Consider the following 12,384-nt stretch of genomic DNA (forward strand, 5'->3'; position numbering starts at 1 on the left):
AAAAAAAAAAAAATAAAAATACTAAGTGTATGTGAATTTCTTTTATCGTGTGAAAGTAAGATATTTTGTTTAGGAAAATTTTTATGCGTTATTAAATAATATAATAGAAAAAGAATACATTTCTTAAAGAGGACTTTTTACGCCAAAGTGTAGAAGTCCTCCTTTTTTATTCTCACTAACGGAAAAGGAGAGAATGAGAGTCGCTTAACCTTATCTTCCATTCATAATGGCCGTGCGATTGAGGGGACAAGAGTTCTAACGGGTGATGTTATAGGTGAAACACCAGATGATACAGGTTTGAAAGTCTCCTATCAAAAGTATAAGAACAAGTAAGAAAAATTGGTGTATGTCAATCCGCAATTTTATTTCCCAAAAGTCATTCAACTTCAGACTACTATTTTACCAGCAATTGGTCAGTTTGGTGGGGATGAGTTTGAACGAGCAAAACATATGTATGAGTTTTTGAAATCTCAAGGGGCAAGCGGTGGCAGACACCAGAATAAACCGACTGACTAGGTGGCTTACAGGTTCTGTAAGTCGTCTTTTTTACTTTAATAGTAATGTTTTACATTTTAAGGAGAACGCAGTTTTGGCTCGTTCTCTTTTTTTTGTTGTGATACTTCTTTCAAGGAATATTTGGTAGGATTGGAGTGAAAAAAGATTAACTAGGAAAGAAGGAAGTATATGGAAGCCATTTATCAACGTGATTCGGATCAAGATGGATTAACTGATGCTCAAGAATTGGCGCTAGGAACCAATCCTCTTAGCGCAGATTCTGATGGTGATGGACGTTCAGATTTAGTGGAAGTAGAAGAAGGAACCAATCCCTTAGAAAAGGATTTACAAGACATAGACCAAACAAGTATAACTGAACCGTCTTCAGTATTTATGGAAATGAAACAAAAGATTTCAAATATGATGGAGAGTCACTACAAGGAATTTATACAGGCTCTTATTAGTATTGAAACAGGGATTGAAAACGAACAAGACCTAGAAGACTTATATACTTACTACATGAGAACAGATTCTATTTCTCTTTTGTCTAGTGATTTAGAAACCAGTCCTCAAAAGGTTGAAATGGAGATAGAGTTGTAGGGGAATCATGTGATTCTCCTATTTTCGTATAGATGAAAGGAGCGAGTATGGAAGTAATGAAATTATTGGCTATGTTTCGTGGAACAATTCCAAAAGATAGGGAGAAAATGGACCTATTTCTTCGTTATCAAGCGCAACATTTTGATGAGAAATGGCAGGACTTGGTAGAGAGTTTTTTGGCTGAAGAGGGCAAGATAGAAGAGATACCTCATGTGTATTCGTTTCATCAAGATATTATTTCTTTCCTAGAGGCTAGTTCTGAAAATAATGACCAAGATTTAGAAAGTTACACAAGAAATTTTGGACAAGCAGGTCTAAGTAAATTATCTCAATTAAGTAATTTTGAGAAAAACTTGGTGCTAGAAGTCGCAACCTATAATCTTTCCACTCGATTTTACATCCAATCTGAAAAAGAGAAGTTAGAACCATTAAGTGAGCTTGTATGTCTTCAGAATCAGGATGTCAATTTAGTCAATGTCTATCGGGTTGCGAATAATCTATCTGACCGCATTAGTAGAGATATAGAGGAGTTTCTTCTAATGGTTGATTCCAAAGAACTAACAAAAGAAGTTCTTGAGATTCATTTTGAAGAAAAAGAAGGAGATGTTCTAGCCTATTTGGGTTCAGAATTGATGGCTACTTTAGATACTGTTACGGATTTTGTCCATCATGAAGAAAACTACAAACAACTACCACTGACACAAAAGCTGAAGATTATTACTCATTTTGATGAAGTAAAGGCTATAAGAGAAAAGTCTAAGCAAGTAGAGAAAGCAGTCTTACCTTTAGATAATATTGACCAGGTAGAAGAAAATGTGGAAGTTCATTCCCTATCTAAAGTAGATAAAATTGTAGAAGAAGCTTTGAGGGAATATCCGATTGGTTCACAAGTAAGTTATAAAGGACAAGTATTTCAGTTGGTTTCGATTAAAAATGCACAGTTAAATGACTTAGTTCGCCTAGAGCTATTCAATGATTCCAACCAGTTATTTGAAGAGAATCCTATCTTATACTTGAACAGTTTGGAAGAGATTGAACAAGTTTTGTCTCTTGTAGAACTTGAGAAAGAAGAATTAGAGATTGAGATTGAATCATCAAGTGAAAGTCAGGAAATAGATTTGTTTTCCTATTTGGAAGAAGAAAATGAACAGGAAACAGAAACAGAAACGCTTATTTCAGGTATAGAAGAGACGGATGTCTCTGTTCAAGATTTTGTTTTTCCAGATGATTTAGAGGACTTTTATCCTAAGTCAAATCGAGAAAAAATTGAAACGAATATCGCCACAATTGAACTTGTTAAAAGATTAGAAAAAGAGGGACGACAAGCGAATCCAGAAGAACAAGAACTACTAGCCAAGTATGTCGGCTGGGGCGGTCTTGCCAATGAATTTTTCGATGAACTCAATCCAAAGTATGAAACAGAACGTTTAACTCTTAAGAGTTTAGTAAGTAAATCAGAGTACTCCACTATGAAACAAAGTTCTCTCACAGCCTATTATACAGACCCAATGATTATTCGCCAGATTTGGCAAAAATTACTGGATGATGGTTTTGAGGGAGGAAGGATATTAGATCCTTCTATGGGGACTGGGAACTTCTTTGCGGCGATGCCTAGAAGTATACGAGCTAAATCAGAACTATATGGGGTTGAATTAGACAGTGTGACAGGCTCAATCGCAAAACAACTCCACCCCAATACCCATATTGAAGTGCGAGGATTTGAAGAAGTTCCCTATCAAAATAATAGTTTTGATTTAGTCTTAACGAATGTTCCATTTGGAAATTTTCGCATTGCCGATAAAAACTATGATAAACCTTATATGATTCACGACTACTTTGTCAAACACTCACTTGATTTAGTAAGAGACGGAGGACAAGTGTCGATTATCTCATCTATCGGGACAATGGATAAGCGGACAGATAATGTTTTACAAGAGATTAAAACCAATACTCATTTTTTAGGGGGAGTTCGTTTGCCGGATACAGCTTTTAAAAAGATTGCAGGTACTCGAGTGACCACAGACCTCCTCTTCTTTCAAAAGGATCAAGCAAAGAATATTAATGAAGAGGAACTTGTTTTTAGTGGTTCTATTCCCTTTGAGGAGGATAAGCGTGTCTGGATCAATCCTTATTTTGATGGGAAATACAACACACAAGTTTTGGGTGAATATGAAGTACGTAATTTTAATGGAGGAACCCTCAATGTTAAGGGGGTATCAGAAACATTAGCTACTGATATTATGGAATCATTAGAGAATGTGGAAGCACCTAAACCAATTGACAATTCTTTGAAAGCACCTGTTTTTATCCAAGAAGAAGTGGATAATTCTATCCCAAGTCGTATACGTGAGAACTTAGCGCTCTATTCTTTTGGATATGAGGGAAATCAAATTTATTACCGAGATACGCATGGCATTCGGAAAAGTTCAAAAGTAGAAGAAATTAGTTATTATGTAGATGAGAAGGGAGATTTTAAAGCTTGGGACAGTTCTTTGTCTGAACATAAAATAGACCGATTCGTGCAACTTCATTTGACAGATGAGGAAGCACTAGATGTATACAAGTCAGAAGAAGCGAGTAAAAGAGGGAAATATAAGGGACTGTTCAAAAAAACTGTCTTTTATGAAAGCCCCTTATCGGATAAGGACATTAGTCGCATTAAGGGCATGGTTGATTTGAGAGAGACCTATCAAGCCTTAATTGAAATTCAACGTCATCCAGATTATAATCGGACAGATTTTCAGGTATTACTTAGTAAACTCAATCATGACTATGACCGCTTTGTAAGTCAATTTGGATACTTGAATGCCTCAGTCAATCGGAACTTATTTGATAGTGACGACAAGTATTCCCTACTAGCTAGTTTAGAAGATGAGTATATTGATTCTAAAGACCAGAAAGTAAAATATAAAAAATCTTTAGCCTTTGAGAAAGCATTGGTTAGGCCAGAGAGAGTGATTGCAAGAGTTTCAACGGCTCTAGATGCCTTAAACTCCAGTTTATCGGATGGTAGAGGGGTTGATTTAGACTATATGGTATCAATTTACCCTGAACATAGCCAAGCTGCTATTTTAGATGAGTTAGGTGACCAAGTTTTAATGGATCCAGAAAGCTATTTAAGAGGGGAAAGAAAATATCTTTCTAAGAACCAGTTTTTATCAGGAGACATTCTCAACAAGATAGAAGTAGTTCAACTATTAGTGGAGGAAAACAATCAAGAATATGATTGGAACCATGCTTTAGATTTGTTAGAATCTGTTCGCCCTCCACGGATTCATCTGGCAGATATTGAGTTTAAAATAGGGTCACGTTGGATTCCTCAATCCGTTTATGGTAAATTTGCCTTTGAATGTTTTACCAATCGTGAATTTGAATTGTCTTCGCCTGATGTTGAACAAGTCATTGAAGTGAATCCTGTCGATGGCCAGGTTCATTTAAGGACATCATTTGCTTATCGATATCCAAGTGCCAAAGATAGTAGTCTTGGAGTCAGTGGGTCACGTTATGATACAGGAAGAAAGATTTTTGAGAATTTACTAAATTCAAACCAACCGACGATTACTATGACTGTTACGGAAGGAGAAAAGAAAAAGACTATCACAGATTTGGAAAAAACCTCTGTTCTAAGAGCAAAAGAGCAGCATTTACAAGAACTCTTTCAAGATTTTGTCTCACGGTATCCAGAAGTTCAACAAGTCATTGAAGAAAGTTATAATCGTCTTTATAATCGAACGGTTAGTCGAGAGTATGACGGTAGCCATCTAGTCATTGATGGCTTGGCACAAAACATCAGTCTTCGTCCTCATCAAGAGAATGCCATTCAAAGGATTGTAGAAGAAAAAAGAGCCTTGTTAGCTCATGAGGTAGGTTCAGGAAAGACCTTGACCATGCTTGGTGCTGGCTTTAAATTAAAGGAGTTGGGGATGGTTCATAAGCCCTTGTATGTGGTGCCCTCTAGTTTATCTGCTCAATTTGGCCAAGAAATCATGAAATTTTTCCCTACTAAAAAGGTCTTTGTGACTACTAAGAAAGATTTTGTGAAGGCAAGAAGAAAACAGTTTGTGTCACGTATTATTACAGGAGATTACGATGCCATTGTCATTGGGGATTCTCAATTTGAAAAGATCCCTGTCAGTAAAGAAAGACAGATGAATTATATCGAGGATAAACTTAATGAACTACGAGAGATTAAAACACATTCTGAAAATAAGTATACTGTTAAAGAAGCAGAACAATCAATAAGTGGTCTAGAGAAACAATTGGAAGAACTCCAACGCTTTAATCGTGATAGTTTTATTGATTTTGAGAACTTAGGAATTGATTTTCTCTTTGTGGATGAAGCACATCACTTTAAAAATATACGTCCCATTACTGGACTTGGAAATGTAGCAGGGATTACCAATACAACTTCTAAGAAGAATGTGGATATGGAAATGAAGGTTCGACAGATTCAGGAAGAACATGATTTTAAAAATATTGTCTTTGCGACAGGAACACCTGTTTCAAATTCTATTAGTGAGTTATACACTATGATGAACTATATTCAACCAGATATCTTAAAACGCTATCAAGTTGATTATTTTGACTCTTGGGTAGGTGCTTTTGGAGAAATTCAAAACTCTATGGAATTAGCTCCTACAGGGGATAAGTACCAACCTAAGAAACGATTTAAAAAGTTTGTCAATCTACCTGAGTTGATGAAAATCTATAAAGAAACAGCCGACATTCAAACACAAGATATGTTGGATTTACCTGTTCCAGAAGCTCATATTATCCCTATTGAGAGTGAGTTAACTGAAAACCAGAAACTCTATTTAGAAGAATTAGTTATGAGGTCAGATATGGTCAAATGTGGAACAGTTGATCCGAGTCAGGATAACATGTTAAAGATAACAGGTGAGGCACGGAAACTAGCAATTGATATGCGTTTGTTGGACTCAAGTTATAGTCTAGCAGACAATCATAAACTGCTTCAGGTAGTGGATAATGTTGAAAGAATTTATCGTGAAGGAATGGAAAATAAGGCTACTCAGATGATTTTTTCAGATATTGGAACACCTAAGAAAAAGGACAATGGCTTTGATGTTTATTCTGAGATTAAGGCTTTATTAGTTGATAGAGGAATCCCTAGTAAGGAAATTGCCTTTGTACATGATGCCAATAGTGATGAAAAGAAGAATAGTTTGTCTCGAAAGGTCAATGCAGGAGAGGTGCGGATTCTCCTTGCCTCAACTGAAAAAGGAGGAACAGGTTTAAATGTTCAGAGCAAGATGAAAGCAGTTCATCACCTGGATGTACCGTGGAGACCAAGTGACATTCAGCAACGCAATGGACGTATTATCCGACAAGGAAATGAAAACAAGGAAGTGGATATTTACCACTATATTACCAAAGGTTCGTTTGATAATTATCTATGGGCAACTCAGGAGAACAAACTCCGTTATATTAAGCAGATTATGACTTCTAAGGAGCCGATTCGTGCTGCGGAAGACATTGATGAACAGACTATGACAGCTTCTGATTTTAAGGCACTAGCAACAGGTAATCCTTATCTCAAATATAAGATGGAACTAGAGAATGATCTAACTCTATTAGAAAATCAAAGACGCGCCTTTCAACGCAGCAAGGATCACTATCGTCATACAATCTCTTACTGTGAAGAAAATATACCCATTCTTGAGAAACGATTAAGCAAGTATGATGGAGATATTCAACAGTCTGAAATGTCGAAAGATCAGGCATTTACTATGACAGTAGGTAAGCAAGCTTTTGAGCAACGAGCTGAAGCAGGTGAATCCCTACACCGTATTATCCGTCATAATCAAGCTGACAGCAAAGAATTCCGAACCCTAGCAAGCTATAGAGGATTTGAAATAAAAATGCTTAGTTTTCCAACAAATCAACCTCTTCCTGAAGCCTTCTCTGTTAAGATTGTAGGAGAAAATCAATATTCCGTCAGTTTAGATTTGTATTCTCCTTTGGGGACAATTCAAAGGCTTCAGCATACGATTGATCACATTAAAGAGGACCAAGTGAAAACTCAGAACTTATTGGATGAATTAAAGGATAAATGGACTACTGCTAAGGTAGAAATTGAGAAAAATTTTCCAAAGGAAGAGGACTATCAAACAAAAAAGGCCGAATACGATGTACTCGCGCCATTGATTGAAACAGAAACGGATTTAGATATTATAGATCAAGCCTTAAGACAATTCCATGAAAAAGAAAACGAAAAGCAGGAACAACTTTCTTTTGAATTGGATTAAAAAATTGATACAAATAGCGGACAAGAAAAGAAAAGCGCGGTAGAATAAAGATAGAAAGAAACGAGGTAATAATTATGATGGAAGATACCTATTATCAATTAGAAGAGGCTTTGGTACAGGGATTTCAAACACCTGAAGAATACCAAGCCTACAAGGAGCTAAAGGAACATTATGAGGAAGTGACGGGGGATTACAGTTTTTCTAAACGAGAACTCACTAGTCAATTGGAAATCTCTCTTCAGAATCATCGAGGCGTTGACTTTGAAGAGCATGAAAAAGAGGAGTATTTGGACTTAGTTCAAAAGCTAGAGGAATTTGATTCCTCTTTTGCCACCCATTATCGTCAATTGATTGACTAGAAAGGAGAAAGTCATGAATGATTTACTCCTTATCCCAGTAATTTTTTTAGCAGTAGGAGGAATTCTCATTCTTTTATGGAGACTCTTTCTTATTGCCAGTGGACTTTTCCTGATTGGTTTTGTCAGTTTTCTTATTTTCGTGGAGGTCTATGGAATTTATTTGTTCTTTACTGAACCTAGTTTATATTTTGATGATATCAGACAACATGGTTTAACTAGTTTTACGGCTGTGTACCTTTTCATCAATCTGATGTTGGTTCTAGGATTCAGTTGGCGTTTCATAAACTCCAAAACTAAGGAAAGTATGTAAACTTGTTAGATGGTTAAAAAACTTTATCTGAATCTAAATTCGGATAGGGTTTTTTATTTGCCTTGATTCTTTCATATACATCATAGCTAAATTGGAGTAATAATTTATGAAAATCATTATCCTCACAATTATTACTTGTATTTATGGCTTGTTTATGGCGTTCAATATGAGAAAGAGCTCTTCTCAAATTTTCTTCTTTTAATTTGTTCATGTTTATATTATAAGCTGAAGACAGCTAATTTTGATATTTTTCTCTGAACTGTACGATTTTGCGCCTGAAATGTAGGAATTACCTTTCGTTGTGATGTGATAAAACTTACAAGTCCTTTTTGTTATTCTTGACCTAGTTTTTATAGAAAGAAGGTCTAAGATGTTAAATAAAGTCAAAACTAAAGCCTTAATTAGTGTTGGAGCAGTGGCTGCAACTAGCTTTATTCTCATGATGGGATATACTGCTGGTCAACATTCTACTGCTAAACAAAGTCGCAAAGAAATCGAATTGGCTGCAGCTAAACTTGTAGAGGACAAACAAGCAGAAGATAAAGCCAGCATTTTGTCATCGGATACTGTAAAAGAATTTTTGACACAGTACTATACGAAAGAAAAGCTCGGAGAAAATAATACACGTATTCAACCTTATATGACTGAATCGGCTTATTCTCAAGAATTGTCAAGTCAAAATGATGCCATGAACCAAGTGTATAAGGACTATATTTTGGATTATCATTTTGAAAAAGCTGATATCTTTGTCAATCAGACTACGAATCAAGCCATTGCCATGGTCTCTTATAATGTAACCTATGTATCCGATTTAAAGAATGCCAACCAATCAAAGACCAATCAGACAGAAACCAGAACGGTTAAATTGTCCTATTCTAAATTACCTGGTAAGTTATTGGTCAATCAAGTACAGGTTTGGAAATCTGGGTTAGATGATTTAGATAAGGCCACTCCTAAAACTTTAGAAGAATCATCATCAATACCATCACTGCCAAATACTACAACAAAATGATGATATTGCATGGAAATAGAAGAATGTAAGAAAATTTCAATTCTTGATGTAGCCAATCGTTTAGGTATCTCCTTTAAACAAGTTTCTAACCGTGTCTATGAACATCCTGAACACGATTCATTCCGAATTTTTTCTACTACCAATACTTTTAAATGGTTTTCAAGAGATATTCAAGGTGATGTCGTTGATTTTGTTCGACTTGTTAAGGGAATTTCCTTTAAAGAAGCTCTAGCCTTTCTTTCTGATGAACCTTTTCAAAAAGAAGCTGTTCAAGAAAAAAGAGAGAGACCATTTTATTATCCTTTAAAGAGAACAGAAGATTCTAACTGTAGTCTGGCCAGATATTATTTAACAGAATGTAGAGGAATCTCAGAAGAAATCGTAGAAAAGATGATCCAACAAGATTTGATAGCACAAGCTAGTTGGAAAACAAATGAAACAGTTGAACCTGTTATCGTTTTTAAAAGCTTTGATCATCGTCATAAGCTGCAGGCAGCAAGCATACAAGGGATTTATAAGAATCCTGCTCTTTCTAGAGAGAGGTTAAAAACGATTCTAAAAGGAAGCCATGGATATATTGGAATATCCTTTGACATTGGTAAACCAAATAGACTGGTCTTTTGTGAATCGTTCATCGACTTGATGAGCTATTACGAACTGCATCAACAAAGTCTATCAGATGTTCGCTTGGTATCTATGGAAGGATTAAAAAGGTCTGTTGTTGCTTATCAAACTTTACGACTGATAGCTGAAGAAAATCAGAAGTTGGATTTTTTGGATACAGTAATACCTTCAAAGTTATTGCCTTTAATCAATACAATTCGTGATACCACCAGCTATTTTGATAATCATCCTGATTTATTGACACTTGCGGTAGATTGTGATGATGCAGGAAAAGATTTTTCTGATAAGTTATCTCAATCAGGATTTCCTGTTTTCCTGGATTTACCTAATAATGAATTTGGGAAAGAAAAAATAGATTGGAACGATATTATTAGAGAAAAGAAATCAGATTTACAATTGATGATCGAGACTGCAAAAGAGACATTGAGGAATCAACCAGTAAGGCAAACCTCTCAATGTTTAGAATTGTGATAACAAAATCAAGATGTTTTAGCTAATATTAGAATGAAGGAGGATCGTATATGACCATAATCGAACGCTTAGAAGAAAAGGTCACTAGGCAAGAAAGTAAGGTAGCAAGAGAGTCAGAAAAACTAGCTGCTTATAAAGAGCAACTGGAGACAGCGATGTTTGCGACGTTCAAAAGACGTCAAAGCATTAGTCCCATGAGTTTTGAAGAAGCTCTTGACAATGCCTTTGGTAAAGAAAGACAATTCGATGATTCTGAATTTAGAAAGGATGAAATGAGTGAATGACAAAAGATTGGAATTTTAATCAACCATTAGAGAGTAAATCAGAAAATCAAGAAGATCCAGATAAAATTGCGGCCTTATTTGGAAATCATCAAGGAGGTAATGATGTAAATTATGAAGCAGCTTTTCAAAAGCGAAAACAAACACCTGTGACGGAATCAAATCCAAGTTCTAAACCTAAAGTTACAGAGGTTAGAACAGGAAAAGAGACAGATATCACTACAAGTTATCAGCAACATCTTAAAAGACTGATTGCGGATAACAATAGCGATATTCAAAGTAGTCAAAAGAAAATTGAAGAGCTACATACGTTGATCGACACAAAGAATAAAGACAATAAGAAATTGCAGTCAATTTATGATGCGATTTCCGAATTACACTAAGCAGTCCTGATAGGCTGCTTTTTTTGAGAGGTTATAGATGTTTACAACATTTTTTAAGAAAAATCACGACAATAGTGATGTATTTAAAAAGCTGATTCATAGACTATCTGATATGCCCGTCCAAAATCTTGAAAAAATTGACAGACTGTTAGATATCATTTTCACTCCAGATCAAGAATCAGAACAAGTAAAAACAGAATCAATTTATAGGGAAGAAACATTGGACGACACATTAAAGGAAGCTAAAAATCAACTTCATAAGGAACAATTGGAGAAGAATTTAGAGAGATTTAGGAAAAATAGTCAATAACGCACCAAAATTGGTGCGTTATACTTTTTTATGCTATAATTGAATTATAAAAATAAAGGAGTTTGCCATGATTGGAAAGAACATAAAATCCTTACGTAAAACACACGACTTAACACAACCCGAATTTGCCCAAATTATAGGAATTTCTCGAAATAGCTTGAGTCGTTATGAAAATGGAACTAGTTCAGTCTCTACGGAGCTAATAGACATCATTTGTCAAAAGTTTAATGTATCTTATGTCGATATTGTAGGAGAAGACAAAATGCTTAATCCTGTTGAAGATTATGAACTGACTTTAAAAATTGAAATAGTGAAAGAAAGAGGTGCTAATCTATTATCTCGACTTTATCGTTATCAAGATAGTCAGGGAATTAGCATTGATGATGAATCTAATCCTTGGATTTTAATGAGTGATGATCTATCTGACTTGATTCATACGAATATCTATTTAGTTGAAACTTTTGATGAAATAGAGAGATATAGCGGCTATTTGGATGGAATTGAGCGCATGTTAGAGATATCTGAAAAACGGATGGTAGCTTAATGGAAATCCAAGATTATACTGATAGTGAATTCAAACATGCTCTAGCACGGAATCTTCGTTCTCTGACAAGAGGAAGAAAGTCCAGTAAGCAACCTATAGCGATTTTGCTTGGAGGGCAAAGTGGTGCTGGCAAGACTACAATTCATCGTATTAAACAGAAAGAATTTCAAGGAAATATTGTTATCATAGATGGCGATAGTTTTCGTTCTCAGCATCCACACTATTTAGAACTGCAGCAAGAATATGGCAAAGATAGTGTAGAATACACCAAAGATTTTGCAGGGCAAATGGTAGAGTCTTTAGTAACAGAATTGAGTCATTTGGGATACAATCTTTTGATAGAGGGAACTTTACGAACGATTGATGTTCCAAAGAAAACAGCACAACTCTTGAAAAGTAGGGGATATGAAGTACAATTAGCCTTGATTGCGACAAAGCCTAAGCTGTCCTATCTGAGCACCCTTATCCGATACGAAGAACTATACGCTATCAATCCAAATCAAGCACGTGCAACTCCAAAAGAACATCATGATTTCATTGTAAATCATCTAGTTGATAATACACGGCAATTGGAAGAACTAGCTATCTTTGAAAGAATTCAAATTTACCAACGAGATAGAAGTTGTGTATATGATTCAAAAGAAAATACAACTTCAGCAGCAACCGTTATTCATGATTTACTATTTGGAGAATGGAATCAAGTGGAGAAAGAGATGCTTAAATCTGGAG

At 35.4% G+C, this 12,384-nt stretch carries 12 protein-coding genes and 1 pseudogene; 12 read left to right on the forward strand and 1 reads right to left on the reverse strand.

The window, feature by feature from the left end:
* Positions 1–168: 168 nt before the first annotated feature.
* The 5 genes and pseudogenes from D8836_RS10530 to D8836_RS10550 all read left to right on the forward strand — a co-directional run.
* A pseudogene (locus D8836_RS10530) lies at positions 169–483 on the forward strand (phage tail tip lysozyme); the annotation flags it as partial.
* 201 nt (positions 484–684) lie between these two features.
* Positions 685–1,095, forward strand: a complete 411-nt coding sequence (locus tag D8836_RS10535; RefSeq protein ID WP_125328479.1) for a thrombospondin type 3 repeat-containing protein — start codon at positions 685–687, stop codon at positions 1,093–1,095.
* Positions 1,096–1,142: 47 nt separating this feature from the next.
* On the forward strand, positions 1,143–7,361 hold the full coding sequence (locus D8836_RS10540) for a DEAD/DEAH box helicase family protein (RefSeq protein ID WP_185761632.1): 6,219 nt from the start codon (positions 1,143–1,145) through the stop codon (positions 7,359–7,361).
* Between the two features lie 74 nt (positions 7,362–7,435).
* Positions 7,436–7,720, forward strand: a complete 285-nt coding sequence (locus tag D8836_RS10545) for a DUF5962 family protein (RefSeq protein WP_125393947.1) — start codon at positions 7,436–7,438, stop codon at positions 7,718–7,720.
* A 13-nt stretch (positions 7,721–7,733) separates the two neighbouring features.
* Positions 7,734–8,030 (forward strand): DUF5966 family protein, encoded by a 297-nt coding sequence (locus D8836_RS10550; protein ID WP_020903367.1) that lies wholly within the window; start codon positions 7,734–7,736, stop codon positions 8,028–8,030.
* A gap of 13 nt (positions 8,031–8,043) precedes the next feature.
* On the opposite strand, the gene D8836_RS10555 is transcribed toward D8836_RS10550, so the two are convergent.
* Positions 8,044–8,241 (reverse strand): hypothetical protein, encoded by a 198-nt coding sequence (locus D8836_RS10555; RefSeq protein ID WP_125393948.1) that lies wholly within the window; start codon positions 8,239–8,241, stop codon positions 8,044–8,046.
* 159 nt (positions 8,242–8,400) lie between these two features.
* Between D8836_RS10555 and D8836_RS10560 the strand changes: the two genes are divergently transcribed.
* From D8836_RS10560 to pezT, 7 genes are all read left to right on the forward strand, one after another.
* Positions 8,401–9,042, forward strand: a complete 642-nt coding sequence (locus D8836_RS10560; RefSeq protein WP_000933082.1) for a hypothetical protein — start codon at positions 8,401–8,403, stop codon at positions 9,040–9,042.
* Positions 9,043–9,051: 9 nt separating this feature from the next.
* A complete protein-coding gene (locus D8836_RS10565) occupies positions 9,052–10,137 on the forward strand; it encodes a toprim domain-containing protein (protein WP_125393949.1) in 1,086 nt (361 codons plus the stop codon).
* A gap of 50 nt (positions 10,138–10,187) precedes the next feature.
* Positions 10,188–10,421, forward strand: a complete 234-nt coding sequence (locus D8836_RS10570) for a DUF5965 family protein (protein WP_125393950.1) — start codon at positions 10,188–10,190, stop codon at positions 10,419–10,421.
* A complete protein-coding gene (locus tag D8836_RS10575) occupies positions 10,418–10,801 on the forward strand; it encodes a DUF5945 family protein (protein ID WP_033685082.1) in 384 nt (127 codons plus the stop codon). The genes D8836_RS10570 and D8836_RS10575 overlap by 4 nt, the downstream gene beginning before the upstream one ends.
* 37 nt (positions 10,802–10,838) lie before the next feature.
* Entirely contained in the window at positions 10,839–11,111 is a 273-nt protein-coding gene (locus D8836_RS10580; protein WP_125393951.1) for a hypothetical protein, read from the forward strand.
* Between the two features lie 67 nt (positions 11,112–11,178).
* Positions 11,179–11,655, forward strand: coding sequence for a type II toxin-antitoxin system antitoxin PezA (pezA, locus tag D8836_RS10585; protein WP_000579610.1), 477 nt, complete (start codon positions 11,179–11,181; stop codon positions 11,653–11,655).
* Positions 11,655–12,384: type II toxin-antitoxin system toxin PezT (pezT, locus tag D8836_RS10590; RefSeq protein ID WP_125393952.1), on the forward strand; the 730-nt coding region annotated here is incomplete at its 3' end. The genes pezA and pezT, both read left to right, overlap by 1 nt.

Origin of the sequence: Streptococcus mitis, assembly GCF_003942995.1 — a bacterium.
Taxonomy (GTDB): Bacteria; Bacillota; Bacilli; order Lactobacillales; family Streptococcaceae; genus Streptococcus; species Streptococcus mitis_CV.